Below are 25,767 nucleotides of genomic sequence, written 5' to 3'. Positions count from 1 at the left end.
TTTCCGGAGGGTCGCATCGTGTGGCAGGTCGTACTGGGCATCACGCCGGCGACGGTGGCGCTGTTTCTGCTGGCGGCGACGGCGCTGGCGCTGGCGCTCGCCCTGTGGGCGGGGCGGGCGCCACAGAGCGCGGCGCCGCGCAGGACCGCGGGGGTGCTGCTGGGCTGCTGGCTGCTGCTGGTTCTGGTGATGACGCTGGCGCCGTCGCAGCCGATCGGTTCGGGGGATGCCACGGTGTGGTGGCTGCCGGGTGAGGGCCTGTTCGACCCGGGGGCGCCGCTGCTGCCGCAGGAGCTGTCGATGCTGGTGCGGCAGCAGCTGACGAACGCCGCGCTGTTCCTTCCGGTGCCGATGCTGCTGCGGTTCGCGCTGCCTGGCCGGTCGGTGGCCGCCGCGTTCCTGGCGGGGGTGGGGCTGTGCGTGCTGATCGAGGTGGCGCAGCTGATGATGCGGGCCGGGCGGATCGCCGATGTGAACGATGTGCTGTGCGGGGCCGCCGGGACCGGCATCGGGCTGGGGCTCGCGGCGCTGGCCCGGCTGGCCGCCGCCGTCATGCGTCGTCGAGGCCCTCGGCGGCGCGTCGCTCGCGCAGCTCCATGATCGCGCGCCGCCTGGCGAGGCGGTGCGTGCGGCGGATCTGCGCCTCCTGGTAGCGGCGCCTGTCCCGTTCGGTTTCGGGGACGACCGGCGGCACCCTGCGGGGCGTGCCGTTGGCGTCGACGGCGGCGAAGACGAGGTAGGCGGAGCCGACCTGGGTGGCCGGGGTGGATTCGTTCCAGCGCTCTGCCAGGACCCGTACGCCGACCTCCATGGAGGACCGGCCGGTCCAGTTGACCTGGGCCTTCACATGGACGAGGTCGCCGACCCTGACCGGTTCGATGAAGGCCATCTCGTCCATCGACGCGGTCACGGCGGGCCCGCCGGAGTGCCGTCCGGCGACCGCGCCCGCGGCGTCGTCGACCAGTTTCATGATCACGCCGCCGTGCACCGTCCCGAGGAGGTTGGTGTCCCCGGCGGTCATGATGTGCGAGAGCGTGGTGCGGGATACGGAGGTGGGCTTGCCCGGAAGCGCGCCCTCCTCGCCGGTCGCGGCGGTTTCGGTCATGCGACCACCCTAATCTCGGCCATCCGCGGCCGGACGCGCGCCGTCCGGAATGCGGTTTTGCCCCGGTGCCGCCGGAATGGTCACGTCCCCTTGCGGTATGCCCTGACCCTTTGCATCAGCTCTGCAACAGCCCCGGCCCGATCCTGCACCCGGCCTGTAAGGAGGCCCCCTCCGGCAGGCACACTTCCCCCTATGAATGAGTGGCAAGGCGGTACCTCCCGCCCGCACGGTGCCGGGGGTGGACGATCCCGCGACCGGAGCGGGAACGGGTACGGACGCGGCAGCGGCAGCACCCAGCCGGAGGGGGTGCGTGCCATGCCGCAGGTGCGACGCGACGCGGGGTCCGGGTACGGGCGGTCCGAGCCGCCGCTGCCGCCGCAGATGTCCCCGCGCCGGGGCAGCGTGCCGCCGCAGCAGTCCCAGGGCTACGACGACTACGACAGCGGCTACAACACCGGGCAGGTCTACGGCGGTGACGGCGGCGGCCAGGGCGGCGGCCGTGGCGGCGGGCCCGACGGCTACCGCGCCCGGCCGCGTCCCAACTGGGGCCGGCGCATCAAGTGGACGGTCCTGACCCTGGTCGTGGTGTTCGCCGTCACGTCGGTCGCCACGTATTTCTGGGCCGACGGCAAGCTGCGCCGGAAGGTCGACCTCAGCAAGGTCATCGACCGTCCGGCAGCGGGCGACGGCACGAACTACCTGATCGTGGGCTCGGACAGCCGCGAGGGCATGACCGCCGACGACAAGAAGAAGCTGCACACCGGCTCGGCCGAGGGCAAGCGCACCGACTCGATGATGATCCTGCACGACGGCAGCAACGGCCCCACGCTGATCTCGCTGCCGCGCGACTCGGACGTGGAAATCCCGTCGTTCGTCGGCTCGGACTCCGGCAAGAAGTACCCGGGCACCGGGCGGCACACCAAGCTGAACGCGGCCTATGCCGAGGACGGCGCCGAACTGCTGGTGCGGACCGTCGAGTTCAACACCAAGCTGCACATCGACCACTACGTCGAGATCGGCTTCGCCGGGTTCGCCGGCATCGTGGACGCGATCGGCGGCGTCGAGCTGAACATCCCCAAGGCGTTCAAGGACAAGGACTCCGGCTCCGACTTCAAGGCGGGCACGCAGACGCTCAACGGCAGCCAGGCGCTGGCCTTCGTCCGCGCCCGGCACGCGTTCGCCGCCAGCGACCTGGCACGCACCAAGAACCAGCAGAAGTTCCTGGCGGCGCTGGCGAGCCAGACCGCGACGCCGAGCACGGTCCTCAACCCGTTCAAGCTCTATCCGACGATGAGCGCGGGCCTCGACACCTTGATCGTCGACAAGGACATGGGCCTGTGGGACCTGGGCCAGATGTTCTTCGCGATGAAGGACGTCACCGGCGGCGAGGGCAAGTCCATGAACATGCCGATGTCCGGCATCGTGCACGGCAACGTGGTGTGGGACAAGGCCAAGCTCACGCAGCTCGTCCAGCAGCTCAACAACGACGAGAAGGTCACGGTCTCCGACGGCCAGTGACCCGGCCCGTACGCGGAACGGCCCCCGGCGCGACGCCGGGGGCCGTTCCGTTTCCTCGCCCTACGGCAGGTTGCGGGCCATCACGATCCGCTGCACCTGGTTCGTGCCCTCGTAGATCTGGGTGATCTTGGCGTCGCGCATCATGCGCTCGACCGGGTAGTCACGGGTGTAGCCGTAGCCGCCGAGCAGCTGGACGGCGTCCGTGGTGATCTCCATGGCGGCGTCGGACGCGTAGCACTTGGCCGCGGCGCCGAAGAAGGTCAGGTCCTCGGCCTTGCCGCCGGCCGAGATCCGCTCGGACTTGGCGGCGGCTGCGTAGGTCAGCTGGCGGGCGGCCTCCAGCTTCATGGCCATGTCGGCGAGCATGAACTGCACGCCCTGGAAGTCGCCGATCGGCTTGCCGAACTGCTTGCGCTCCTGGACGTAGCCCTTGGCGTAGTCCAGGGCGCCCTGGGCGATGCCGAGCGCCTGGGCCGCGATGGTGATGCGGGTGTGGTCCAGGGTCTTCATCGCCGTGGCGAAGCCGGTGCCCTCGGCGCCGATCATGCGGTCGGCGGGGATGCGGACGTTGTCGAGGTAGACCTCACGGGTCGGCGAGCCCTTGATGCCGAGCTTCTTCTCCGGGGCGCCGAAGGAGACGCCCTCGTCGCCCTTCTCCACGACGAACGCCGAGATGCCCTTGGAGCGCTTCTCGGGGTCGGTGACGGCCATCACTGTGTAGTACTCGCTGACCCCGGCGTTGGTGATCCAGCGCTTGACGCCGTTGAGCACCCAGAAGTCGCCGTCGCGGACGGCCTTGGTCTTCATGCCCGCGGCGTCCGAGCCCGCGTCCGGCTCGCTCAGGCAGTACGAGAACATCGCGTCGCCCTTGGCCAGCGGGCCGAGGTACTTCGCCTTCAGCTCCTCGGAGCCGGAGAGGATGACCGGCAGCGAGCCGAGCTTGTTGACCGCCGGGATGAGGGAGGAGGAGCCGCAGACGCGGGCCACCTCCTCGATGACGATGACGGTGGCCAGCGCGTCGGCGCCGGCACCGCCGTACGCCTCCGGTACGTGGACGGCGTGCAGGTCGTTGGCGACCAGCGCGTCGAGCGCCTCCTGCGGGAAGCGCGCCTCCTCGTCCACGGCGGCGGCGAACGGTGCGATCTTCGCCTCGGCGAGCGCGCGCACCGACTCACGGAGCATGTCGTGCTCCTCCAACGGCCGGTACAGATCGAAATCAGCGGTTCCCGCCAAGGTTTCTCACTCCCCTGAGAGCTGACTGCAGTGCTAACTACCGTTAAGTAACCCGTAATCTCCTTCGGATTCTAGGCGCCGGCCGCCCATCGGGATACGTGAGGTTCCCGACAACGTGCGGCCCCGGGGCGGCGGACGCCCGACGAGCCCCGGAGCGGGCCCGACTATGCTCGGTCAGCGCTGTTTTCCCGCCGGGAACAGCGCGTTGCCCGCCCGCCCGTCACCGCCCGCCACCCCGCACCCGCGGCCCCGAGCCGACACCACTTGTCTGGAGTACCCATGGCCCTCAAGATCACCGTGATCGGCACCGGCTACCTCGGCGCCACACACGCCGCCGCCATGGCCGAACTCGGCTTCGAGGTACTGGGCCTTGACGTGGTCCCCGAGAAGATCGAGATGCTCCAGCGCGGCGAGGTCCCGATGTACGAACCGGGACTTGAGGAGCTGCTGCGCCGCCACGTCGCGGGCATCGATGGCGCCACCGGCCGGCTGCGCTTCACGACCTCCTACGAAGAGGCGGGCGCGTTCGGCGACGTGCACTTCGTGTGCGTCAACACGCCGCAGAAGCACGGCGAGTACGCCTGCGACATGTCGTACGTGGAGAGCGCCTTCGCGTCGCTGGCGCCGCATCTGACCCGGCCCGCGCTGGTCGTCGGCAAGTCGACGGTGCCGGTGGGCAGCGCGGCCAGGCTCGCCGGGCTGCTGGCCGCCGCGGCGCCCGCTGGTGAGGCGGCCGAGCTGGCCTGGAACCCGGAGTTCCTGCGCGAGGGCTTCGCCGTCCAGGACACCCTGCACCCGGACCGGATCGTCGTCGGTGTGGCCAGCGAGCGGGCCGAGGAGCTGCTGCGTGAGGTGTACGCGACGCCGGTCGGCGAGGGCTCGCCCTTCATCGTCATGGACTACCCGACGTCCGAGCTGGTCAAGACGTCGGCCAACTCCTTCCTCGCGACGAAGATCTCCTTCATCAACGCGATGGCCGAGGTGTGCGAGGCGGCCGACGGCGACGTGGTGAAGCTGGCCGAGGCCATCGGGCACGACGAGCGGATCGGCAAGAAGTTCCTGCGGGCCGGCATCGGCTTTGGCGGCGGCTGCCTGCCCAAGGACATCAGGGCCTTCATGGCCCGCGCCGGTGAACTGGGCGCCGACCAGGCGCTGACCTTCCTGCGCGAGGTCGACTCGATCAACATGCGGCGCCGCGGCCACATGGTCGAGCTGGCCCGTGACGCGGTGGGCGGCGGCTTCCTCGGCAAGCGGGTCGCCGTCCTGGGCGCCACCTTCAAGCCGGACTCGGACGACGTACGCGACTCCCCCGCGCTGAACGTCGCGGGGCAGATCCACCTCCAGGGCGGGCAGGTCACCGTCTACGACCCCAAGGGCATGGAGAACGCCAGGCGGCTCTTCCCGACCCTCGGGTACGCGGACAGCGCGCTGGACGCGGTGCGCGGCGCGGACGCGGTGCTGCACCTGACGGAGTGGCGCGAGTTCCGCGAGCTGGACCCGGCCGCGCTCGGCGAGGTCGTCACCGAGCGCCGCATCCTGGACGGCCGCAACGCGCTCGACCCGGAGCTGTGGCGCAAGGCCGGCTGGACCTACCGGGCGCTGGGGCGTCCGCAGGCGTAACCACCGCACCGTCAGCCGGACTCCGCGCGTCTGGCGCGGTAGCTCCGCATCTTCGCCCGGCTGCCGCAGACCGCCATGGTGCACCAGCGGCTGCGGCCGGCCGGGCTTCTGTCGTAGAAGGCCCACCGGCAGTCGTGGGCCTCGCACGCCTTCAGGCGCGCCCAGCTTCCGCCGGCCGTGGCGGCGGCGATCCCGGCGGCGACGGCGGCGGTGAGCGCGGCGGTGCCGGTCAGCCCCGGCACGGGGCGCAGCGCTGCGCCACCGTCGGCGTCCAGGGTGAGGACGAGGGGGGCGCGGGCGAACAGCCGCTCCAGGTCCCCGGCAGCCGCGTCCGGGAGGGCGGCGCCGGTGTGCGCGAGGCAGGCGGCCCGCAGCGCCTCCCGCAGCGCGCACGCCTCGGCCGTCCCGGCGTCCGCCCGGCCCTCGCCGCGCGGCAGGCCGTGGCCGTCGAGGAACGCGGCGAGGCCGCCGTCGGCGGTCAGTGTGTCCTGCCCGGACGCGATGTCGAGGGTGTTCACCAGCTGCTGCACCAGGAGCAGTTGGCCGGGTGCGGTGCGGTCGGCCATGTGTATGACGTTACCTGCGTGGGCAATGATGCGGTAACGCAGTTACCGGTTAACCCATTCAGGAGGTAACGATGTCTCTCATCGTCCCCGGCCCCGTCGTCCTGGACTGCCCCGACGCGCAGGCGCTCGCCGGCTTCTACGCCGCGGCGCTGGACTGGGAGGTGAGCGGCGACGGCGACTGGGTCGTGGCCACCGGGCCCGCCGGGCGGCAGCTCGCCTTCCAGCGCGTCGACGACTACGCCCCGCCGCACTGGCCGGGGCAGGAGCACCCGCAGCAGCTCCACCTCGACTTCGACGTGGCCCGCGAGGCCATCGACGAGGCGGAGCGCCGGGTGCTGGACCTCGGCGCCGAACTGGTGCAGCCGGACGCACCCGGGCGGACCTTCCGGGTCTACCTCGACCCCGCGGGCCATCCGTTCTGTCTGTGCCTGCGCTGAGCGGTCCGCGCCGCAGACGACGGCGGGCCGCCCCCGGGGTGTCCGGGTGCGGCCCGCCGTCGTCCTGTGGTGCGCAGGTCAGCCCTGGCCAGGACCGTCCAGCTGCTCGATGGTGGCCACCGACGGCGGGCGGCTCGCCTGCTCGTCGCGGGCCACGTCCTCGGCGGCGCGCAGCACCCGGACCGCGTTCTTCCAGGTGAGCTTCGCGAGGTCGGCCTCGGACCACTTGCGGCGCTGCAACTCGGCGATCAGGTGCGGGTATCCGGCGACGTCGGCGAGGCCGTCCGGGGTGAAGGCGGTGCCGTCGTAGTCGCCGCCGATGCCGATGTGGTCGGCGCCCGCCACCTCGCGCATGTGGTCGAGGTGGTCGGCGACGGTGGCGGCGGTGGCCTTCGGCCGCGGGTGGGCGGCCTCGAAGGCGCGGTGCACCGCCATGCCCTCCTCGGTGGTGTCGAGGTGGTGCAGGCCGTGGGCGCGCATGTTCTCGTCGGCCTGCCGGGTCCACTCGACGGCGGCGGGCAGCACGAACTTCGGGACGAAGGTGGCCATCGCGACGCCGCCGTTGGCGGGGAGCTGAGCCAGTACGTCATCGGGGATGTTGCGCGGGTGATCGCACACGGCGCGGGCCGACGAGTGCGAGAAGATCACCGGCGCCCGGCTGGTGCGCAGCGCGTCGCGCATGGTGGTGGCCGCGACGTGCGAGAGGTCGACGAGCATCCCGCAGCGGTTCATCTCCCGCACGATCTCTTCGCCGAAGGCGGTCAGACCGTTGTGCCGCGGCTCGTCGGTCGCCGAGTCCGCCCAGTCGATGGTGTCGTTGTGGGTGAGCGTCATGTAGCGGACGCCCAGCCGGTGCAGGGCCCGCAGGGTGGCCGGCGAGTTGTGGATGGAGTGGCCGCCCTCGGCGCCCATCAAGGACGCTATCCGGCCGTCGGCGCGGGCCGTCTCCATGTCGTCGGCGGTGAGCGCCAGGCGCAGCTCGTCCGGGTAGCGGGCGGCCAACTGCCGCACCACGTCGATCTGTTCGAGGGTGGCGCTGACCGCCTTGTCGCCCGCGTAGTCGGCCCGTACGTACACCGACCAGAACTGCGCGCCGACGCCGCCGGCCCGCAGCCGCGGGATGTCGGTGTGCAGGAACGCCGACTGGTCGGCGGCGATGTCGCGCCGGTCGAGGTCGTAGCCGACCTGCTCGCGCAGCGCCCAGGGCAGGTCGTTGTGGCCGTCCACGACGGGCCAGCGGGCCAGCAGTTCCCGCGCGGCGTCCAGCTCGGCGCTCACTTGGTGCCCCCGAAGCCGAAGCCGGCCGGGGAGGCGACCTTGTTGCGCAGCCGCTTGCCCTTCTCGGTCGCCTGGTCGTTCAGCTCCTGCTGGAAGTCCCGCATCCGGGCGCGGAGTTCGGCGTCGTGGGCGGCGAGGATCCGGACGGCGAGCAGTCCGGCGTTGCGGGCGCCGCCGACCGAGACGGTGGCGACCGGCACCCCGGCGGGCATCTGCACGATGGACAGCAGCGAGTCCATGCCGTCCAGGTACTTCAGCGGCACCGGCACGCCGATGACCGGCAGCGGGGTGACCGAGGCGAGCATCCCCGGCAGGTGCGCGGCCCCTCCGGCGCCCGCGATGACCGCCTTCAGGCCGCGTCCTGCCGCTTCCTCGCCGTACGCGATCATCTCGCGCGGCATGCGGTGCGCGGAGACGACATCGACCTCGTAGGGGATCTCGAACTCGTCGAGCGCCTTGGCGGCTGCCTCCATGACGGGCCAGTCGGAGTCGGAGCCCATGACGATGCCGATGAGCGGGGCGGCGGGTGTGCCGGAGGGGCTGGAGATCATTCGGTGATCGTTCCTCGCAGGTAGCCGGCGGCGTGCGCGGCGCGCTCGCGCACGTCGGCCAGGTCGTCGCCGTAGGTGTTGACGTGGCCGACCTTGCGGCCGGGCTTCACATCCTTTCCGTACATGTGAATCTTCAACTGCGGGTCGCGTGCCATGCAATGCAGGTACGCGGAGTACATGTCCGGGAAGTCGCCGCCGAGTACGTTGGCCATCACCGTCCAGGGGGCGCGCGGGCGCGGGTCGCCGAGCGGGAGGTCGAGCACGGCGCGGACGTGGTTGGCGAACTGTGAGGTGATGGCGCCGTCCTGGGTCCAGTGGCCGGAGTTGTGCGGGCGCATCGCGAGTTCGTTGACCAGCACCACGGGCTCGCCGTCGGCATCCCTGACCTCGAACAGCTCGACGGCGAGGTGCCCGACGACGTCCAGTTCGGCGGCGATCCGCAGCGCCAGCTCCTGCGCCCGCGCCGAGAGGTCTTCGCCCAGCCCTGGCGCCGGGGCGATGACCGTGTCGCAGACGCCGTCGACCTGGACGGACTCCACGACGGGATAGGCGACGGCCTGGCCGTGCGGCGAGCGGACGACGTTGGCGGCCAGTTCGCGGACGAAGCCGACCTTCTCCTCGGCGAGTACCGGCACTCCGGCGCGGAACGGCTCGGCCGCCTCCTTGGAGGATCGTACGATCCAGACACCCTTGCCGTCGTAGCCGCCGCGGACGGTCTTGAGGACCACCGGGAGGCCGCCCTCGCCGTCCTGCGGCCACTGCCCTCCGGCCGCGTCCCGCGCGCCGTCACCCGCCAGCTCGGCGGCGAAGGCCGCGACATCCGCGGGATCCGTCACCAGGCGGTGCCGCGGACAGGGCGCGCCGATCGCGTCCAGCTTCGCGCGCATCACACCCTTGTCCTGCGCGTGCACCAGGGCGGCCGGGCCCGGCCGTACGGGGATACCGTCGGCCTCCAGCGCCCTCAAGTGCTCGGTGGGCACGTGCTCGTGATCGAAGGTGATGACATCGCAGCCGCGCGCGAAGGCACGCAGCGTGTCCAGGTCGCGATAGTCGCCGATGACGACGTCGCTCACCACCTGGGCCGCCGAATCCTGCGGGGTGTCACTGAGGAGCTTGAACTTGATGCCGAGGGGGATACCCGCCTCGTGGGTCATACGGGCGAGCTGACCGCCACCGACCATGCCGACTACCGGGAACGTCACGCCCCCAGGGTATCCGCCCGGCCGCACCACCCCGACAGCGCCTTGGGGGATCCTCCAAGGTCCGGTGTCCGCGGGGGGTGGCGGGCGCCGCGGGAAGATCACCGGGAGGGGCGGCGCACCCGTACGGGACGGGCACCGGCGCGGGACGGGCGACGGCAGAGGGGGCAGCGGGCATGGAGAAGAACGGGCAGGGCTCGAAGGGCGGCATACCGGGGCGGCCGGCCTGGGATTCCCGGCTGCTGGTGCCTGCGGTGGCCATCGCCGCGCTGCTGATCGCGGTGTACTCGGTGATCTCCCAGCTGACCGGGCCGATGGTCTTCGGCCCGCGCAGCGCCGAGATCGTGGTGTCGGTGGGCGACCACTTCTCGGTGCAGCTGCCCCGCACCGCAGGCGGCGCCCGCTGGGCCGTCGCCGCCCCGGCCCCCGACCCGGCCGTCCTGAGGCCGGCGGGCGGCCACGTCAGGACGGGAGCCCCGCCGCCCGCCGGTCCCACCCCCACCCGCTACCTGGACTTCGTCGCGGTCGCCGCGGGCCGTACGGACCTCAGGTTGCTGCGCTGCCGGGAGTGCGGCCCGGGTGCGGCGGAGGAGCCCGGCGCCCGGAGCCTGAACTTCCGGATCACCGTGGGATGACACCGTGACGGCCCGCGACGAGGCGCGGGCACGGCCTCAGGACGGTCGTTAGCATGTGGGGGCGGACCGGGACGTCGGTGCGCGCATCCGCCACCGACAGGGAGCTGAACGATCACCATGAGTGAACGGAGCGCACTGCGGTCCCGGCTGGATGCGCTCATGCGGGAAGTCGTCAAATTCGGTGCCGTCGGCGGCGCCGGGGTCTTCGTGAACTTCGCGGTGTTCAACCTCGTGCGGCATCTGACGGAGCTGCCCGTGGTCCGGGCCAGCGTGGTGGCGACGGTCGTCGCGACCGTCACCAACTACCTCGGCTACCGCTACTTCACCTACCGCGACCGCGACAAGCAGGGCCGCACCCGCGAGCTGACGCTCTTCCTGCTGTTCAGCGTCATCGGCCTGGTCATCGAGAACGGCGTGCTCTACGTCGCGACGTACGGCTTCGACTGGGACACCCCGCTCCAGAGCAACGTCTTCAAGTTCCTCGGCATCGGGATCGCCACCCTCTTCCGCTTCTGGTCGTACCGCACCTGGGTCTTCCGCACCGCCCTCCCGGCGCGCGCCGCCGTGGAGAGCGCCGAGAAACTCCTCGCAGGCGAGCCGGAACGCCGGCCGCAGCCGTACGGTTCCTCGCCCCGCTAGGACCTTTACCCGCCAGGGCCTTTCACAGGTCGGCGGGCTCCGCCTCGCGGGCCAGGAACAGCGCGAACACCGGCGGGTGCTGCTGGAGCAGTTCAAGACGGCCGCCGTCCGCCTCCGCCAGATCGCGGGCGACCGCGAGGCCGAGGCCGGTCGAATTGCGGCCGGAGACGGTGCGCTCGAAGACCCGCGAGCCGAGGTCGGGCGGTACGCCGGGCCCGGCGTCGGTAACCTCGACGACCGCCTGGTTGCCGGTGACGCGGGTGCGCAGCGCGACCGTACCTGCGCCGTGCATCAGCGAGTTCTCGATGAGGGTGGCCAGCACCTGTGCCACCGCGCCGGGCGTGCCGACCGCCCGCAGCGCCTTCTTGCCGGAGCGCACGATCGCCCGCCCCGCACTGCGGTAGGCGGGCCGCCACTCCTCGATCTGCTGCTTGACGACCTCGTCCAGGTCGAAGGCGACCGCGGATCCGGAACGCGGGTCGCGGGAGTTGGTCAGCAGCCGCTGCACGACGTCCGTCAGCCGCTCCACCTGGGCCAGCGCGATGGTGGCCTCTTCCTTCACGGTGTCCGGATCGTCGGTGACCGTGATCTCCTCCAGGCGCATGGACAGCGCGGTCAGCGGGGTGCGCAGCTGGTGGGATGCGTCGGCCGCCAGCCGGCGCTCGGCGGTCAGCATCCGTGCGATCCGCTCGGCGCTGGCGTCCAGGACGTCGGCGACCCGGTCGAGTTCCTGGACGCCGTAGCGGCGGTGGCGCGGGCGCGGGTCGCCCGAGCCCAGGCGCTCGGCGGTCTCGGCGAGGTCGGTGAGCGGCGCGGTCAGCCTGCGGGCCTGCCGGACGGCCAGGATCACGGCGGCGATGATCGCCAGCAGCGCGACGGCCAGGATGATCAGGAGCGTCCTGCCGATCTCCTCGTTCACCGTGGCGCGGGATTCCTGGACGGTGACCACCTCGCCGCGGTCCCCCTCGACCCGGGAGGCGATGACGTCGCCCGCGGGCCGCTTGCCGATCTCGATGGGCCCCTTGCCCGGCACCTTGATCTGCGCGTACCGCTTGGCGGTGATCTGCTCGGAGAGGATCTCCGGCGTGATCTTCTCGCCGCTGCCGAGACGGCTCTCCACGATCCCCACCAGCCGGACCGCCTCGGAGGCCACGCTCTCCTCCGCGCCCGCCTGGATCGTGCGGGTCTCGACGATGACCAGCGAGACGCCGAACACGGCGATCACGACGAGCACCACGGCGAGGGTGGAGTTGATGAGGCGGCGGCGCACGGTGCCCTCCGGGCGGGAATTGCGGTGGTCGAACTCGGCTTCCCGCCCGGCGGCCGGGCCGCGGACGGACCCGGGGGAGCCTTGTGCGCCCCCTGGGGTGCGTCAGCTCTTCTCGAAGCGGAAGCCGACGCCGCGGACGGTGGCGATGTAGCGCGGGTTGGCGGCGTCGTCACCGAGCTTCTTGCGGAGCCAGGAGATGTGCATGTCCAGCGTCTTGGTGGACGACCACCAGGTGGTGTCCCAGACCTCGCGCATCAGCTGGTCGCGGGTGACGACCCGTCCTGCGTCCCGCACCAGCACCCGCAGCAGGTCGAACTCCTTCGCGGTGAGCTGGAGTTCCTCGTCGCCCATCCACGCGCGGTGCGACTCGACGTCGATGCGCACGCCGTGGGTGGCGGGCGGCTGCTGGGGTTCGGCGGTGGAGCCGCGGCGCAGCAGCGCGCGGACACGGGCGAGGAGTTCGGCGAGCCGGAAGGGCTTGGTGACGTAGTCGTCGGCACCGGCGTCCAGGCCGACGACGGTGTCCACCTCGTCGGCGCGGGCGGTCAGCACCAGGATGGGGAAGGAATGGCCTTCGTTGCGCAGCCGGCGGGCGACTTCCAGGCCGTCCATGCCGGGCAGGCCCAGGTCGAGCACGACCAGGTCGATGTTCCCCTGGAGACCGGCGTCGAGCGCCGTGGGGCCGTCCTCGCGCACCTCGACTTCGTAACCCTCGCGGCGCAGTGCGCGGGCGAGCGGCTCCGAGATGGACGCGTCATCCTCGGCGAGCAGTACACGGGTCATGGCCCGATGGTAGTCCGATGCGTTGGACCACCGGGTCGAGCGGGCACGACCGGCGACGCCCACGCGCGCCCGCGCCACGAACCGGTACGGCGCGCACGCGGCGGCACGAACGGTTCCCTGTGCGAATGTGAGCGTTGTCTCACCCCTCCCAACGGTGCGTATACGGGACGTATGGTGGCCGGACGTCCATCGCACAGCCGCTGGGGCCCGTGACTCTCAACTGGGGTCATCGGTCCCCTGTTGTGTGCAGGGCCGGTACCACCGTCCCCGCAACACAGTGATCGACCTGTCGACCGGGTCCGCCGCGCCAGAAAGCACGGGGGGCGTGGATCCCGGTGTACGACCGTCCTGCCGATTCCTCCGCGTGTGGGGTCGAACCCCTCGGACGTGGGGGCGGGCAAGGTGTACGCCGGTGCCGGTCACCCCCACCCGGGCGCGTAACGCCTCGTCAGCGCGTCCCGAGCAGACCAAGGAAGCACCATGGCGTCCAGCCTGACGAAGGACGCCGCCCCGCAGGGGAACCCTGCACAAGGCGGTAAGACCTTCTTCGGCCACCCCCGCGGACTGGCCACTCTCTTCATGACCGAGATGTGGGAGCGCTTCAGCTTCTACGGCATGCGGGCCTTGCTCGTGCTTTACCTGATTTCCGGCGGCGCGGATGCCAAGCCCGGGGCCCAGGGTGGCGGCCTGGCCATGACGATGGCCACCGCGTCGGCGATCTACGCCGTCTACCTCGCGATGGTCTACCTGCTCGCCATGCCCGGCGGCTGGTTCGGTGACCGTGTGTGGGGTCCGCGCAAGACGGTCGCCATCGGTGCGAGCGTCGTGATCCTCGGCCACCTCACGCTGGCACTCCCCGGACAGGGGATGTTCTTCGCCGGCCTGGCGCTGGTCGCTCTGGGATCCGGTCTGCTGAAGGCCAACATCTCGACGATGGTCGGGCACCTCTACGACGGTCCGCAGGACCCGCGTCGTGACGGCGGCTTCACCCTCTTCTACATCGGCATCAACATCGGTGCCTTCACCGCCCCGCTGATCGTCGGCACGATCGGCCAGAGCGTCAACTGGCACCTGGGCTTCGCCGCCGCCGCGCTCGGCATGGCTTTCGGCCTGGTGCAGTTCCTGATCGGCACCCGCCACCTGAACCCGCAGAGCAGCGCGGTCCCGACCCCGCTCGCGGTCCAGGAGCGCAATGCCTGGCTGCGCAAGGGCCTGATCTGGCTGATCATCGCCGCGGTCTTCTACGGCATCGTCATCGGCACCGGCACCTTCACGCTGAACTGGGCGCTCATCCCGATCGCGCTGCTCGGCCTGATCATCCCGGTCTCCGTGCTGGTCCGCATCAAGCGCGACAAGGATCTGTCGGACGAGGAGCAGACCAAGGTCAGCGGCTACGTCTGGTTCTTCGTCGCGGCTGCCGTCTTCTGGATGATCTTCGACCAGGCCGGCTCCACGCTGAGCGGCTTCGCCGAGAAGAACACCGCGGACAACGTCTTCGGGCTCGGCTTCCCGTCGACCTGGTTCCAGGCGATAAACCCGCTCTGGGTGATGGCCCTGGCCCCGGTCTTCGCCTGGCTGTGGCTGGCCCTGGCCAAGCGCGCCAAGGAGCCGAGCACCACGATCAAGTTCGCCATGGCGATGGTGCTGATCGGCATCTCGTACTTCGTCTTCATCGTCCCGATGCAGATGTCGGCGGACGGCACGAAGGTCAGCCCGATGTGGCTGATCATGGTCTACATGATCCAGACCATGGGCGAGCTGTGCCTCTCCCCTGTCGGTCTGTCGGTGACCACCAAGCTGGCCCCGCAGAAGTACGCCAGCCAGATGCTGGGTGTCTGGTTCCTCGCCGTCACCGCGGGTGACTGCGTGGTCAGCCTGCTGTCCACGGCGGGAGCCGATCTGAGCGGTGTGGGGGTGCTGGCCGCGGAGGCCGCGCTGGCGGCCCTGGCCGGTGTCGCGATCTGGTTCAACCGCAAGAAGATCACGGGTCTGATGGGCGACGTGCACTGACGTCCGCGTCCCATCGGAAGGGCCCGGCGCGCCGCTGCGTGCCGGGCCCTTCCGCGTGCCGGTCTCCCGGGGTCAGCGGCGCAGCCGCCGCCACGGGGTGAAGGTGAAGACCGCGCCGCCGAGCAGGAGGACGGTGCCGGCGAAGAGGCCGAGCGCGGTCAGGGCGCCGTGGTCGCTCGCCCCCGTGTCGGCCAGGCCGCCCGCGCTGCCACCGGCCGTCTGCGCGCCGCCCGCACTGCCGCCGGATGCGGCGCCGCCCGAGGTCCCGCCGGACGTGCCGCCCGACGTACCGCCCGGCTGGGCCGAGGTGTCCAGCGCCAGGGAGACGCCGGGGTCCTTCTCCGGGGTGCAGGTGGTGGTCGTCCCGAGCGCCTTGACGGTGAGCACGCCCGGTGTCAGCGTCGCCTTGCCGGTGGCGCCCGGCTTGTAGGTGCCCTTGAGGTCGGGGATCTCGATCGGCTGCCCCGACTTGATGGGCCCGGCGTTGGCAGGCCCGGTCACCTTCACCGTGCCCTTGTCGGCGCCGCCCACCTTCACGTCCATCGACGGGGTGACCGAGCCCTTGGGGATGTCGGCCGGGCTGTCCATCACGGACTTGCTGAACTTCACCGTCAGGTCGTAACCGCCGCCCTTCTTCACGCCGTTGATCCGCACCGGCGAGGTCGCCTTCTTGTCCCCGATGGGTGTCTTGCAGGCGTACGGCACCTCCAGTTCCTTGCCCTGGTAGGCGGTGCCGTCGGGGTCACCTCCGGAACCGCCCGTGGAACCGGCGCTGGTCCCGCCGCTCGTGCTGCCGCCCGAGTCCGTACCGCCGGAATCCGTACCGCCGGAATCCGTACCGCCCGCGTCCGTACCGCCGGAATCCGTGCCCCCGGCGTCCGTACCGCCCGCGCCGGACTCCCCGCCGCTCGTGCCCGCCGTCGTGCCGCCGCTGCCCCCGCCGTCGGAGACCTTGATCGTGACCGCGGGCGGCACCTCCTCGTCGGGTGTGCACTTGGTGTCCGTGGAGATCGGCTTGTTGACGTTGATGTTGTAGAAGCCGGGCGCGAGGGTGACCTCTCCCGGCTTCTCCAGTTTCAGCGTGCCCTTCATGTCCGGCAGCTTCATCGGGCTGTTCTTGGGGATCGGCGGATTCTGCCGCGGCCCCTGCATCGCCAGGTCGCCGGTCTGCGCGCCCGCCACCTTGATCGTGCCGGTGGGCTGCACGGTGTCCTTGTCCAGGTCGAGGATGTCGGGGTTCTTGGAGGCGGCCTCCACCGTCTTCCACACCACCTCGACCTCGTCGCCCACCTTCGCCGTGGCCGGCGCGGTCACCGTCACCTTCGTGGTGCCCTTGATCGCGGGCAGCCCCGAGATCGGCGGCGGCTTGCACTCCGTCTTGTACGCCACGTCCGCCGCGCGGGCGGTCCCTGCCGTGGCCACGATGCCCGCCCCCGCGAGCATCAGCGCGGCGCCCGCCGCCACCCCCGCTCTGCTTCGTTGTCTCTTCACTAGGTCCCCTTCGACGTCGGTCGTTGTCCTGATGTGGTGGTGGACGGTGCGGCGTCCGGGGTGAACCAGGGCAGCGTGGCCTGGGCGTCCGCAGGTGCGGACGCGTCGGCCCCGCCGCCGGGTACGGGGGCCCGCCCGCGCCGCCACCGGGCGGCCACGCGGGCCGGGACACGCGGTCCTGGCGCGGCGGGGGTGCGGGACGAGGGGGCCGGGCGCGGGCGTATCCGGTCGACGACCGCCATGCCGATCCGGAAGACCGCCGTCGGGATCACCACGCACAGCAGCACCCAGAAGAGCGTCACCCCCCACGGCCTGCCGACCCCCCAGGGCTCATCGGCCAGCAGCTTGCCGCCGTACTCCAGGGAGACCTGGTAGTCCCCGTGCGCGCCGGCCGCCAGCTCCACGGGCAGGGTGATCCGCGCCTTCTTCCCTGCGGCGACGGTTCCCCGCCACTGCTGTTCCTCCCACTCGGGGGCGAAGACGCCGTGCGAGGTCCCGACCTTGAACACCGGGTCCTTGGCCGGTGTCGAGCCGAGGTTGCCGACCGTGAAGGTCAGGCGGCGCTGCGGCGGGGCGCCGAACCAGGTCAACAGGCCGCTGCTGCCCGCCAGTTCCGGCTGTGCGACCAGCGCGAGCCGGCCGCCCGCGCCCTCCTTGGGCAGCGGCGCCACGGGGTGGCCCGCCACCTTGAACGCGACGTCCGCCGCTGCCGCCTCGCCGGTCACCGTCGCCACGTGCACCACGCAGGGGCAGGGCTTGGGCGGTTCGGCGACCTGCAGGCGCTTGCGGAACGCGCCGTGTGCGTCGGTGGTGGTGGCCCGACCGTCGCCGTTGGCGCAGGAGTTGGTGCCGCCGATCATGTTCTGTCCGCAGATCAGCAGCGTGAGCAGGGCCTTCGGCCGCCAGCCGCGCCCGGTCACGGTCACCGTGCCGCCGGTGCCCGCCTCCTTGTCGGAGACCTGCGCCGACGGCGCGGCGGCGGCGCTGCGCGCGGTGGCGGCCACGGCGGCGGGCGGCACCGGGAGCACCAGCGCCGCGCAGAGGGCGAGCGCGGCGGCGATGCGGGAGTGGTACGGACCGGCCCGGCGCCGCGTCCCGCGCTTCACGAGGGGGCTCCCACACGCATCACGTCCCTTACGCCGTCGTCTGCTTCGCCGTGCGCTCCCGCCGCCCGCCGCCGTCTGCGCCGTAGTGCCCAGCCGCCCGCCCCCGCCAGGAGGACGAGCGCGGCGCCGCCGAGCGGGCCCCGCGGGACGGGGGTGTAGCGGGCCTCGGCCGTGCCGTGCGCGCCGCCGCCCGCCGTGGCGGTGAGCGTGACGTCCACCGCGTCCAGGGCGGGCGGATCGGGCCAGGTTTCGGTGCGTTCGACGCGCCGCCCCGGAGGCAGCCTGACCGGCAGCGTGCGGGCCGCGCGCCGCAGTACGGGCCCGAAGACGCCGTCGGCGCGTACCGCGAGCCGCGGGGTGAGCACGGTGGTGCCGCGGTTGACCAGCGCGTAGTGGATCTCCGCCGCGTCCCCGCGTGCGGTGACCGAGACGTTCTCGACGGTCAGCGCCGAGAGCGCGGGCCCGGTCACCCGCAGATGGACGCGGACGCTCACCTTCCGCCCGCCGTCCTCGGCGATCAGCTCCCCCGGGTGGTCGCCGGGCGGCGCGTCGGCGGGCACCGTCACGGTGAACGGCACCGTCGCCCGCGTCCGCGCCGGAATCCTGACCTCCCGGGCCGCGGGCACCAGCCACGCCCCGCTGTCCGCGCCGCGCAGCCGGACGGTACGGGCCCGGTCCGCCGGGTTGGTGAGCGCCAGCCGGTCCTTCATGACGGTGCCGGGGCCGCCCTCCAGGTAGAAGTACGGACGGCCGCGGTCGCCGGTCCCGGTCCCGCTGCCGGGTGCGGGCGCGGCCGTCAGGCCCGCTCCGGACGGCGCGTCCGGTACGGGGGCGGCCCCGGCCACAGCGGCGGGGCACAGCAGCACGGCGGCGGTGAGGGCGGCGCCGGTGACCCCTGCGCGGCTACGGAACGGCATCGGCGGCTCCTGGTGCTCGTACGCATACGGTGCGGGTGCGGGCGCATCGCCTGACGCCGGGGCGCGGGGCGCGGCGGCGTCAAGCGGTGCCGGTGGTGGCGGAGTTGCGTGGCCGCCGGTACGGGCGGGGCGGCGGGCCGCCCCGGGTCACACCCGCTGCCTGCGGCGGGTGAGCCAGAGGCCGCCCGCCGCGCCGGCCAGCAGCACCGTGCCGCCGAGCGTGCCGAGGGCGAGGGCGGAATCGGCCGGTCCGGTCTGCGGCAGGGTGCCGGGCGAACCGCCGGAACCGCCGCCCGTCGAGCCGCCCGTACCGCCCGAACTGCCGCCGCTGCTCCCGCCCGAGCCCTTGACGTCCAAGGTCAGCGAGGGCTTGGGGCTGTTGCTCGGCGTGCACGTGGTCGTGGTGCCCAGCGCCTTGATGGTGAGCGTGGACGCCGTGAACGTCACCTTCCCGCTGCTCTTGGGGGTGTACGTACCGCTCAAGTCGCTGATCTTGATGGGGGTGTTGGCCGGAATCGCCTTGTCGTTCGTCGGCCCCGACACCGGCACCGTGCCGCTCTCCGCACCGCCCAGCTTGATCAGCGCGGACGGCTTCATGGCGCCCTTGCCCAGCTCGACGGGGCTGGAGGAGACACCCTTCTGGAACGACATCACGAGCTTGTACCCGCCGCCGTCCGGAGTGCCCTTGATGTCGATGGGCGAGACCGCGCCCTTGTTGCCGATGGGCGTCTTGCACTGGTAGTTGACGTCGACGACGTCGGCCTGCGCGGCCGGTGCGGCCAGCATCACCGCCGACCCCGCCGCTGCCGCCACGGCCGCGGCCAGCGTGGCCGTACGGCGCGGGTGGCTGGTGCGCTGTGCATGGAAGCGGGTCACCTCGACATCCCTTCTCCCGGTCGAGCACCGCCTCTTGGCAACTGACGGCACATCAGATTGGGCGTCAAGGTACGCCGGGGACCGTGCCGAGGGAAGACACAGCACAGCCCGGATCGGGCGGGGTCTGCCGGCCGTGACGGACGAGGGCGCGGACCCGCAGGTCCGCGCCCTCGACTTCGGTCACACAGCAGCTGCCCCGGCGCCCTGACCGGGCAGCCGCACGGCGGTACGGCTCAGGACGGTGCGGCCAGCTCGGCCCACACCGTCTTGCCCGCGCCGTCGGCGTTGCGCACAACACCCCAGTCCAGGCAGAGCCGTTGGACGATGAACATGCCGTGCCCGCCGGGCCGGCCCGCCCGGTGCGGGGTGCGGGGCGCGGGCGATCCGGCGCCGAGGTCACTGACCTCCAGGCGCAGCACCTTGGACGCGCAGCGCAGCCGCAGTTCCTCGGGGCCCTCGGCGTGCAGGCAGGCGTTGGTCACCAACTCGGAGACGACGAGCAGCACATCCTCGGCGGCGGCCCGCTGGTCGGCGGTGGCAGCCGGCAGCCAGCCCCAGTCCTGGAGGGCTTCCCTGGCGAAGTCGCGGGCGCGTGCCACGGCCCCCTTGGTGCCTGCCAGGCGCAGCCTGCGGACCTGACCGGCCGGGGCGGCGGCGGAGGCCGGGGCGGCGGCGGAAGCACCGGCGCTGCCCGGTTCCGGGCCGAGATCGCCCGGCGGGTACGGCCGGGTGGTGCTCATCAGCGCTTCACCTCACCGATTCGCCTTTTCACGGAAACTGATACCTGACTGATTCAACGGATTCAGATGTCTCCTGCCCGACCGGACCGTGAGAACACCCACTTCTTGGGTACGGAAGTTGTGACGCGGACTACGTGCCCGGAATGCCACCCTCCGGACCGCCCGCGTCACCCTCAGTCGGCCAGTGCCTCGTCAAGGGAGTCATGCACCGTGAAAACCGCCTCCGCGCCGGTGATCTCGAAAACCCGGGCGACCACCGGCTGCATTCCGGCCAGATGAACCCCGCCCCCGGCGGCCTCCGCTTTCAGGCGGGCGCCGAGCAGCACGTTGAGCCCGGTGGAGTCCATGAACTCCAGGGGGGAGCAGTCGACCACGAGGCGCGCGTAGCCGTCCGCCACGCACCCCTCCAGCGACTCACGCAACAGATCGGCGGTGTGGTGATCCAATTCACCGGCGGCGGTCACGACCGCGCTGGCGCCGTGATGCCGGATCTCGACGTGAAGCCGGCCTCGGCTCGCACTGCCGACCGTCCCGCGGTCCATGCGCGCGCACCCCTCTTGCTGTCTCGACGTCGATTGCCTATGACTGCGCTCGCGAGAACCCTACGCCCTCGTTTCACGCAGGGGTAGCCGAACAATCGCCATATAGCACGAAATAAGGACATCGCACACTTGCCATCTTCCGGCAAAGCCAGGTAGGCGTAGACAGACACATTCGACACGGCCGGCTTTGGAGGCGCCGCACACCGCAGCTTCACGTAGAGGCGTCGGCAGCCATATGCCGAGAACGATGGAGGAGACCATGTCACCCCGGCTCGACGAATTGCGCACCGACGACACCCGGCAGCACACCTCGTCGACACCCCCGTCCGACCCGACAGGGCAGATCCCTGCCCAGGCGGTCCCCGCCGAATCCGATGTCACGGAAATTCCCGACATCGACGGGCTGCCCGAGATCCCCCCGTTCGACGAGGTGGGTCCGGTGGACGCGAGGGCCCTGTCCAAAACCCTCTTCGAGCGGCTGGAGTCGCTGGAGGAAGGCACCCACGAATTCGCGTACGTCCGCAACACTCTGGTCGAACTCAATCTCGCCCTGGTGAAGTTCGCGGCCTCCCGGTTCCGTTCCCGCAGTGAACCCATGGAGGACATCGTCCAGGTCGGCACCATCGGCCTGATAAAGGCGATCGACCGCTTCGAAATCAACCGTGGCGTCGAGTTCCCGACGTTCGCCATGCCGACCATCGTCGGCGAGATCAAGCGTTTCTTCCGCGACACCAGCTGGTCGGTGCGGGTACCCAGGCGACTGCAGGAACTGCGTCTGGACCTCGCCAAGGCCGGTGACGAACTGGCGCAGAAGCTGGACCGTGCACCCACGGTCGGCGAGCTGGCCGCACGCCTCGGCATCACCAAGGACGAGGTCGTCGAAGGCATGGCCGCGAGCAACGCGTACACCGCGAGCTCGCTGGACGCGCAGCCCGAGGAGGACGACAGCGAGGGCGCACTGGCGGACCGCATCGGCTACGAGGACCACGGGCTCGAAGGCATCGAGTACGTCGAGTCCCTGAAGCCGCTGATCGCCGAACTCCCGCCGCGTGACCGCAAGATACTGTCGCTGCGGTTCGTCGCCAACATGACCCAGTCCGAGATCGGCGAGGAGCTCGGCATCTCCCAGATGCACGTCTCCCGTCTGCTCTCACGCACCCTGGTGCGACTGCGCAAGGGTCTGATGATCGACGAGTGAGCCGTCGCGGTCACTGCCGGTCCGCCGACCGGCAGCCGCCCGCGCGAAGGAGGGCCTGCCCCGGGCGACTCGGGACGGGCCCTCCTCCGCGTCCTGGGCGCTACCGCCCCGCGCGGCCCCTGTTCAGATCCTGACTCCCTTGTGCCAGACGTCCGTGACGAGCGGGACGCCCGGCCGGTAGGCGAGGTGGACGTGGGAGGGGGCGTCCAGCAGGGCGAGGTCGGCGCGGGCGCCGGGGGCGATCCGGCCGACGTCGGTGCGGCGCAGCGCCTGCGCACCGCCCGCGGTGGCCGCCCAGAGCGCCTCGTCGGGCGTCATCTTCATGTCGCGGACGGCGAGGGCGATGCAGAACGGCATGGAGGACGTGAAGGAGGAGCCCGGGTTGCAGTCGGTGGAGAGCGCGACGGTCGCCCCGGCGTCCAGGATGCGGCGGGCGTCGGGCCATACCGCGCGGGTGGAGAACTCCGCTCCTGGCAGCAGCGTGGCGACGGTGGCGGAGTTCGCCAGCGCGTCGATGTCGGCGTCCGTGAGATGGGTGCAGTGGTCGGCGGACGCCGCGTCCAGTTCGACGCCGAGCTGGACTCCGGGGCCGTAGGAGAGCTGGTTGGCGTGGATGCGCGGCAGCAGGCCGCGCTGTTTCCCCGCGGTGAGGACGGCACGCGCCTGGTCGCCGTCGAAGGCGCCCTTCTCGCAGAACACGTCGATCCAGCGGGCGTGCGGGGCGCAGGCGTCCAGCATCGGTCCGGTGACCAGATCGACGTAGGCGGCGGGGTCGTCCGCGTAGTCGGGCGAGACGATGTGCGCGCCGAGGTAGGTGACCTCGTCGGTGTGGGTGGCGGCGATGCGCAGCGCGCGGGCCTCGTCGTCGACGGTCAGGCCGTAGCCGGACTTGGTCTCGAAGGTGGTGGTGCCCTGGCGCAGCGCCTCGGCCATGTAGTGCGCGACGTTGGCGGAGAGCTGTGCGTCGGTGGCGGCGCGGGTGGCGGCGACGGTGGTGCGGATGCCGCCGGCCGAGTAGGCGCGGCCCGACATGCGGGCGTTGAACTCCTGGGTGCGGTCGCCGCCGAACACCAGGTGGGAGTGGGAGTCGACGAAGCCGGGGATGGCGGCCCTGCCGCCGGCGTCGACGGCGTTGTCAGTGGCGGGTGCTTTGCTGGAAGCACCGACCCAGGCGATGCGGTCACCGTCGATGACGACGGCCGCGTCCTGGATCAGACCGAGGGGGCCTTCACCGAGGGAGGGGTCGTTGGTGACGAGCTGGTTGATGTGGGTGAGCGCGGTGGTCGTCATCGCGGGGGTGTTCTCCTTCGGCCGCTGGGGGCGCGTCAGTCGCTCGCGTGCAGGGCGGCGATGGTTTCGGCGAGTGCGGTGGGTACGTCGGGCAGCAGTGTGTGCGTCCCGTCCCGGACGATCTGCCGGCCGCCGACGACCGTGTGCCGTACGTCGGCAGCGGAGGCGGCGAATACCGCTGTCTCGGCGGCCAGTCGGGGCAGCGGGCCCGCGGTGCGTACGGAGTCCAGGGCGATCGTGGTGAAGTCGGCGAGTGCGCCGGTGGTGAGGGTGCCGGCGTCGTCCCAGCCCAGGGCGGCGTGACCGTCGGCGGTCGCGGCGCGCAGCAGGGCCGCGGCCGTCCAGTGGCCGCGGGTGCGGGTGCGCAGGCGCTCGTCCAGCTCCATGGCGCGGGCCTCTTCGAGCAGGTCGATGACGGCGTGGCTGTCGCTGCCGAGGGACAGCGGGCTGCCGTGCTGCTGGAGTGGGACCGCGGGGCCGATGCCGTCGGCGAGGTCGCGTTCGGTGGTGGGGCACATGCAGACGCCGGTGCCGGTGCCGCCGAGCAGGCCGATGTCCTCCGGTGTGAGGTGGGTGGCGTGCACGGCGGTGGTGCGGCGGCCGAGGGCGCCGTGGTCGGCGAGCAGCCGGGTGGGGGTGCAGCCGTGGTGCTCACGGCAGGCGTCGTTCTCCGCGGTCTGCTCGGAGAGGTGGACGTGCAGCGGGGCCTGCCGTGCCGCGGCCCACTGCGCGACGGTGCCCAACTGCTCCGCGGGCACGGCGCGTACGGAGTGGATGGCGGCGCCGATGCGGGCGTGTGCGCGGCCGTCCTTGAGGGCGGCGGCGCGTTCGGCCCAGGCGTCGGCGCTGCCGTCGGAGAAGCGCTGCTGGTGCTGGCCGGGCGGGGCGCCGAAGCCGGCGGAGAGGTAGGCGGTGTCGAGGAGGGTGATCCGGATTCCGGCGTCGGCCGCGGCGGCGATCAGCGCCTCACCCATGGCGTTGGGGTCGTCGTAGGGGGTGCCGCCCGGCGCGTGGTGCAGGTAGTGGAACTCGCCGACGCAGGTGATGCCGGCCAGGGCCATTTCGGCGTAGACGGCGCGGGCGAGCGCGTAGTAGCTGTCGGGGGTGAGCCGTCCCGCGATGTCGTACATGACCTCGCGCCAGGTCCAGAAAGTCCCGGAGCCGACCTGCACGGTGCCGCGCAGGGCGCGGTGGAAGGCGTGCGAGTGGGCGTTGGCGAGGCCGGGGATGGTCAGCCCGCGCAGCGCGACGGCGCCGGGCGGCGGGGTGGCGGTGCCGGTGCGGACGGCCGTGATCCGCCCGTCCGCCACGTCCACGGCCACGCCGGGCTCGACGTGGGTGCCGAGCCAGGCGTGTTCGAGCCAGTACATCGTTGTGCCCTGCGTCGTCATGTGCGCACGAGACCTTCCAGTACGTCGGCGAGTGCGGTGATTCCGGCGACGCAGTCGTCCTCGGCCGCCGTTTCGGTGGGTGAGTGCGAGACGCCGGTGGGGTTGCGGACGAACAGCATGGCGGTGGGGACGGTGCCGGACAGAATGCCCGCGTCGTGGCCCGCGCCGGTGCCGAGTACCGGCACGGTACGGGCGCCGCCCGCGCCGGTCCGCCCGAGGATCGCGCTCAGTTCGTCGCGCAGCGTGTGCCCGAACTCCACGATGGGGCTGAAGGATTCGCGGACGACCCGGACGTCCACGCCGTCGCGGGCGCCGCGTGCGGTCGCGGCCCGCTCGATCTCCTTGGTCACCGTGTCCAGGGTGTCCTGGTCGGCGGCGCGGGAGTCCAGCCAGCCGCGGACGAGCGAGGGGATCGCGTTGACGCCGTTCGGTTCGACGCTGATCTTGGCGAAGGTGGCCAGGGCGCCGGCCAGCCGGGCCTGCTCGCGCGCGGCGAGCACGGTCTCGGCGTAGGTGAGCATCGGGTCGCGGCGGTCCTCCAGGCGGGTGGTGCCCGCGTGGTTGGCCTCGCCGTGGAAGTCGAACCGCCAGCGGCCGTGCGGCCAGATCGCGGAGGCGATGCCCACGGGGTCGCCGGTCAGGTCGAGGGCGCGGCCCTGCTCGACGTGGAGTTCGACGAACGCGCCGATGCGGTCGAGCCGTTCGCGGTCGGGGCCGATGGCCGACGGGTCGTATCCGGCGCGTTCCATGGCCTGCGGCAGGGTGACGCCTTCCGCGTCGCGCAGTTCGTGGGCGGCCTCGGGGGTCAGCAGCCCCGCGGTGAGCCGGGAGCCGACGCAGGCGAGCCCGAAGCGTGCGCCTTCCTCGTCGCCGAAGTTGACGATGGCCAGCGGCTTGCCGAATTCCGTTCCCCTGCGGCGGAGTTCGTCGAGGGCGGCGAAGCCGGAGACGACGCCCAGCGGCCCGTCGAAGGCGCCGCCGTCGGGCACAGAGTCCAGGTGCGAGCCGGTGACGACGGCCTCGCCCGCGGCCACGTCGGTGTATGACGCGGCGCCGAGCCAGGCCCACTGGTTGCCGTTGCGGTCCAGTTCGTAGGAGAGCCCGCGGGTCTCGGCCTGGGCCCGGAACCACGCGCGGCAGTCGGTGTCGGCGCCGGTCCAGGCGGCGCGGCGGTAGCCGCCCGATGAGGAGTCGCGGCCGATCGGCCGCAGCTCGTCCCACATGGTGTGGAAGGAGGAGTTCATGCGTGACCGCCCTGGGTCGCAGTGGCCGCCGGTCCTTCTTCGCGCATGGGGATGCGGACGTGGCGTTCGGTGGCGACGTTCTCGGCGATGTCGTATCCGGCGTCCACGTGACGGATGACGCCCATGCC

General features: G+C 71.9%; 25 protein-coding genes. 8 read left to right on the top strand and 17 right to left on the bottom strand.

The window, feature by feature from the left end; all coding sequences use genetic code 11:
* Positions 1-18 precede the first annotated feature (18 nt).
* Complete coding sequence (locus ACGFNI_RS33595) at positions 19-600, top strand: VanZ family protein (RefSeq protein ID WP_393689202.1); 582 nt, start codon at positions 19-21, stop codon at positions 598-600.
* Here ACGFNI_RS33595 and ACGFNI_RS33590 read toward each other — a convergent pair.
* On the bottom strand, positions 551-1,105 hold the full coding sequence (locus tag ACGFNI_RS33590; RefSeq protein ID WP_393689200.1) for an acyl-CoA thioesterase: 555 nt from the start codon (positions 1,103-1,105) through the stop codon (positions 551-553). The genes ACGFNI_RS33595 and ACGFNI_RS33590 overlap by 50 nt on opposite strands.
* 192 nt (positions 1,106-1,297) lie before the next feature.
* On the opposite strand from ACGFNI_RS33590, the gene ACGFNI_RS33585 reads away from it, so the two are divergent.
* Positions 1,298-2,623: an LCP family protein gene (locus ACGFNI_RS33585; protein WP_393689198.1), complete on the top strand. Its 1,326-nt coding sequence runs from the start codon at positions 1,298-1,300 to the stop codon at positions 2,621-2,623.
* Positions 2,624-2,683: 60 nt separating this feature from the next.
* On the opposite strand, the gene ACGFNI_RS33580 is transcribed toward ACGFNI_RS33585, so the two are convergent.
* The gene (locus ACGFNI_RS33580) at positions 2,684-3,856 is read right to left on the bottom strand and encodes an acyl-CoA dehydrogenase family protein (protein ID WP_227049675.1); all 1,173 of its coding nucleotides are present in this window, start codon (positions 3,854-3,856) and stop codon (positions 2,684-2,686) included.
* 279 nt (positions 3,857-4,135) lie between these two features.
* On the opposite strand from ACGFNI_RS33580, the gene ACGFNI_RS33575 reads away from it, so the two are divergent.
* Entirely contained in the window at positions 4,136-5,476 is a 1,341-nt protein-coding gene (locus tag ACGFNI_RS33575; RefSeq protein WP_393689196.1) for a UDP-glucose dehydrogenase family protein, read from the top strand.
* 11 nt (positions 5,477-5,487) lie between these two features.
* On the opposite strand, the gene ACGFNI_RS33570 is transcribed toward ACGFNI_RS33575, so the two are convergent.
* A complete protein-coding gene (locus ACGFNI_RS33570) occupies positions 5,488-6,042 on the bottom strand; it encodes a CGNR zinc finger domain-containing protein (protein WP_393689194.1) in 555 nt (184 codons plus the stop codon).
* 71 nt (positions 6,043-6,113) lie between these two features.
* On the opposite strand from ACGFNI_RS33570, the gene ACGFNI_RS33565 reads away from it, so the two are divergent.
* On the top strand, positions 6,114-6,479 hold the full coding sequence (locus ACGFNI_RS33565) for a VOC family protein (protein ID WP_393689192.1): 366 nt from the start codon (positions 6,114-6,116) through the stop codon (positions 6,477-6,479).
* Between the two features lie 78 nt (positions 6,480-6,557).
* Here ACGFNI_RS33565 and ACGFNI_RS33560 read toward each other — a convergent pair whose 3' ends face one another.
* From ACGFNI_RS33560 to ACGFNI_RS33550, 3 genes are read right to left on the bottom strand one after another with little or no spacing between them, the layout of a single operon-like run.
* Positions 6,558-7,757: a dipeptidase gene (locus ACGFNI_RS33560; protein WP_393689191.1), complete on the bottom strand. Its 1,200-nt coding sequence runs from the start codon at positions 7,755-7,757 to the stop codon at positions 6,558-6,560.
* On the bottom strand, positions 7,754-8,308 hold the full coding sequence (purE, locus tag ACGFNI_RS33555) for a 5-(carboxyamino)imidazole ribonucleotide mutase (RefSeq protein WP_393689189.1): 555 nt from the start codon (positions 8,306-8,308) through the stop codon (positions 7,754-7,756). Before purE ends, ACGFNI_RS33560 begins: the two co-directional genes overlap by 4 nt.
* A complete protein-coding gene (locus tag ACGFNI_RS33550) occupies positions 8,305-9,510 on the bottom strand; it encodes a 5-(carboxyamino)imidazole ribonucleotide synthase (protein ID WP_393689187.1) in 1,206 nt (401 codons plus the stop codon). The genes purE and ACGFNI_RS33550 overlap by 4 nt, the downstream gene beginning before the upstream one ends.
* Positions 9,511-9,683: 173 nt before the next feature.
* Between ACGFNI_RS33550 and ACGFNI_RS33545 the strand changes: the two genes are divergently transcribed.
* Complete coding sequence (locus ACGFNI_RS33545; protein ID WP_393689186.1) at positions 9,684-10,142, top strand: hypothetical protein; 459 nt, start codon at positions 9,684-9,686, stop codon at positions 10,140-10,142.
* 117 nt (positions 10,143-10,259) lie between these two features.
* Complete coding sequence (locus tag ACGFNI_RS33540) at positions 10,260-10,781, top strand: GtrA family protein (RefSeq protein ID WP_393689184.1); 522 nt, start codon at positions 10,260-10,262, stop codon at positions 10,779-10,781.
* Between the two features lie 22 nt (positions 10,782-10,803).
* On the opposite strand, the gene ACGFNI_RS33535 is transcribed toward ACGFNI_RS33540, so the two are convergent.
* On the bottom strand, positions 10,804-12,051 hold the full coding sequence (locus tag ACGFNI_RS33535; RefSeq protein WP_393689182.1) for an ATP-binding protein: 1,248 nt from the start codon (positions 12,049-12,051) through the stop codon (positions 10,804-10,806).
* A 102-nt stretch (positions 12,052-12,153) separates the two neighbouring features.
* Positions 12,154-12,834 carry a response regulator transcription factor gene (locus ACGFNI_RS33530; protein ID WP_030086430.1) on the bottom strand — a complete coding sequence of 227 codons (681 nt, stop codon included), beginning with the start codon at positions 12,832-12,834 and terminating at the stop codon, positions 12,154-12,156.
* A 480-nt stretch (positions 12,835-13,314) separates the two neighbouring features.
* On the opposite strand from ACGFNI_RS33530, the gene ACGFNI_RS33525 reads away from it, so the two are divergent.
* Positions 13,315-14,844, top strand: a complete 1,530-nt coding sequence (locus ACGFNI_RS33525; protein WP_393689180.1) for a peptide MFS transporter — start codon at positions 13,315-13,317, stop codon at positions 14,842-14,844.
* A gap of 72 nt (positions 14,845-14,916) precedes the next feature.
* Here the strand turns inward: ACGFNI_RS33525 and ACGFNI_RS33520 are convergent, their stop codons facing one another.
* The 6 genes from ACGFNI_RS33520 to ACGFNI_RS33495 form a co-directional block, all read right to left on the bottom strand.
* Positions 14,917-16,287, bottom strand: a complete 1,371-nt coding sequence (locus tag ACGFNI_RS33520) for a hypothetical protein (RefSeq protein ID WP_393689247.1) — start codon at positions 16,285-16,287, stop codon at positions 14,917-14,919.
* Positions 16,288-16,334: 47 nt separating this feature from the next.
* Positions 16,335-17,441 (bottom strand): hypothetical protein, encoded by a 1,107-nt coding sequence (locus ACGFNI_RS33515; RefSeq protein ID WP_393689178.1) that lies wholly within the window; start codon positions 17,439-17,441, stop codon positions 16,335-16,337.
* Positions 17,438-18,358: a hypothetical protein gene (locus ACGFNI_RS33510; protein ID WP_393689176.1), complete on the bottom strand. Its 921-nt coding sequence runs from the start codon at positions 18,356-18,358 to the stop codon at positions 17,438-17,440. The genes ACGFNI_RS33515 and ACGFNI_RS33510 overlap by 4 nt, the downstream gene beginning before the upstream one ends.
* 147 nt (positions 18,359-18,505) lie before the next feature.
* Positions 18,506-19,234, bottom strand: coding sequence for an LPXTG cell wall anchor domain-containing protein (locus ACGFNI_RS33505; RefSeq protein WP_393689174.1), 729 nt, complete (start codon positions 19,232-19,234; stop codon positions 18,506-18,508).
* A gap of 233 nt (positions 19,235-19,467) precedes the next feature.
* The gene (locus ACGFNI_RS33500) at positions 19,468-19,974 is read right to left on the bottom strand and encodes an ATP-binding protein (protein WP_393689172.1); all 507 of its coding nucleotides are present in this window, start codon (positions 19,972-19,974) and stop codon (positions 19,468-19,470) included.
* Positions 19,975-20,147: 173 nt separating this feature from the next.
* A complete protein-coding gene (locus ACGFNI_RS33495; protein WP_393689170.1) occupies positions 20,148-20,516 on the bottom strand; it encodes an STAS domain-containing protein in 369 nt (122 codons plus the stop codon).
* 259 nt (positions 20,517-20,775) lie between these two features.
* On the opposite strand from ACGFNI_RS33495, the gene ACGFNI_RS33490 reads away from it, so the two are divergent.
* Entirely contained in the window at positions 20,776-21,714 is a 939-nt protein-coding gene (locus ACGFNI_RS33490) for an RNA polymerase sigma factor SigF (RefSeq protein ID WP_393689246.1), read from the top strand.
* A gap of 123 nt (positions 21,715-21,837) precedes the next feature.
* Here the strand turns inward: ACGFNI_RS33490 and hutI are convergent, their stop codons facing one another.
* Genes hutI through ACGFNI_RS33475 form a run of 3 tightly spaced genes read right to left on the bottom strand, consistent with a single transcriptional unit; the run spans position 21,838 to position 25,639 of the window.
* Positions 21,838-23,004, bottom strand: coding sequence for an imidazolonepropionase (hutI, locus tag ACGFNI_RS33485; protein ID WP_393689168.1), 1,167 nt, complete (start codon positions 23,002-23,004; stop codon positions 21,838-21,840).
* Positions 23,005-23,039: 35 nt separating this feature from the next.
* The gene (locus ACGFNI_RS33480; RefSeq protein ID WP_393689166.1) at positions 23,040-24,395 is read right to left on the bottom strand and encodes a formimidoylglutamate deiminase; all 1,356 of its coding nucleotides are present in this window, start codon (positions 24,393-24,395) and stop codon (positions 23,040-23,042) included.
* Positions 24,392-25,639, bottom strand: a complete 1,248-nt coding sequence (locus tag ACGFNI_RS33475) for an allantoate amidohydrolase (RefSeq protein ID WP_393689164.1) — start codon at positions 25,637-25,639, stop codon at positions 24,392-24,394. Before ACGFNI_RS33475 ends, ACGFNI_RS33480 begins: the two co-directional genes overlap by 4 nt.
* Between the last annotated feature and the right edge of the window lie 128 nt (positions 25,640-25,767).

The organism is Streptomyces sp. NPDC048644 (assembly GCF_043199105.1).
Lineage (GTDB): Bacteria > Actinomycetota > Actinomycetes > Streptomycetales > Streptomycetaceae > Streptomyces.
The sequence above is the reverse complement of the archived record's forward strand: the minus strand, read 5'-3'. Positions and strand labels throughout refer to the sequence as shown.

Bases quoted from the DNA above. Each gene is read 5' to 3' on its own strand.
- ACGFNI_RS33590 (WP_393689200.1), bottom strand. From the start codon at position 1,105: ATGACCGAAACCGCCGCGACCGGCGAGGAGGGCGCGCTTCCGGGCAAG.
- ACGFNI_RS33585 (WP_393689198.1), top strand. From the start codon at position 1,298: ATGAATGAGTGGCAAGGCGGTACCTCCCGCCCGCACGGTGCCGGGGGT.
- ACGFNI_RS33575 (WP_393689196.1), top strand. From the start codon at position 4,136: ATGGCCCTCAAGATCACCGTGATCGGCACCGGCTACCTCGGCGCCACA.
- ACGFNI_RS33570 (WP_393689194.1), bottom strand. From the start codon at position 6,042: ATGGCCGACCGCACCGCACCCGGCCAACTGCTCCTGGTGCAGCAGCTG.
- ACGFNI_RS33565 (WP_393689192.1), top strand. From the start codon at position 6,114: ATGTCTCTCATCGTCCCCGGCCCCGTCGTCCTGGACTGCCCCGACGCG.
- purE (WP_393689189.1), bottom strand. From the start codon at position 8,308: ATGATCTCCAGCCCCTCCGGCACACCCGCCGCCCCGCTCATCGGCATC.
- ACGFNI_RS33545 (WP_393689186.1), top strand. From the start codon at position 9,684: ATGGAGAAGAACGGGCAGGGCTCGAAGGGCGGCATACCGGGGCGGCCG.
- ACGFNI_RS33540 (WP_393689184.1), top strand. From the start codon at position 10,260: ATGAGTGAACGGAGCGCACTGCGGTCCCGGCTGGATGCGCTCATGCGG.
- ACGFNI_RS33530 (WP_030086430.1), bottom strand. From the start codon at position 12,834: ATGACCCGTGTACTGCTCGCCGAGGATGACGCGTCCATCTCGGAGCCG.
- ACGFNI_RS33525 (WP_393689180.1), top strand. From the start codon at position 13,315: ATGGCGTCCAGCCTGACGAAGGACGCCGCCCCGCAGGGGAACCCTGCA.
- ACGFNI_RS33520 (WP_393689247.1), bottom strand. From the start codon at position 16,287: ATGCTCGCGGGGGCGGGCATCGTGGCCACGGCAGGGACCGCCCGCGCG.
- ACGFNI_RS33510 (WP_393689176.1), bottom strand. From the start codon at position 18,358: ATGCCGTTCCGTAGCCGCGCAGGGGTCACCGGCGCCGCCCTCACCGCC.
- ACGFNI_RS33500 (WP_393689172.1), bottom strand. From the start codon at position 19,974: ATGAGCACCACCCGGCCGTACCCGCCGGGCGATCTCGGCCCGGAACCG.
- ACGFNI_RS33495 (WP_393689170.1), bottom strand. From the start codon at position 20,516: ATGGACCGCGGGACGGTCGGCAGTGCGAGCCGAGGCCGGCTTCACGTC.
- ACGFNI_RS33490 (WP_393689246.1), top strand. From the start codon at position 20,776: ATGTCACCCCGGCTCGACGAATTGCGCACCGACGACACCCGGCAGCAC.
- hutI (WP_393689168.1), bottom strand. From the start codon at position 23,004: ATGACGACCACCGCGCTCACCCACATCAACCAGCTCGTCACCAACGAC.
- ACGFNI_RS33480 (WP_393689166.1), bottom strand. From the start codon at position 24,395: ATGACGACGCAGGGCACAACGATGTACTGGCTCGAACACGCCTGGCTC.
- ACGFNI_RS33475 (WP_393689164.1), bottom strand. From the start codon at position 25,639: ATGAACTCCTCCTTCCACACCATGTGGGACGAGCTGCGGCCGATCGGC.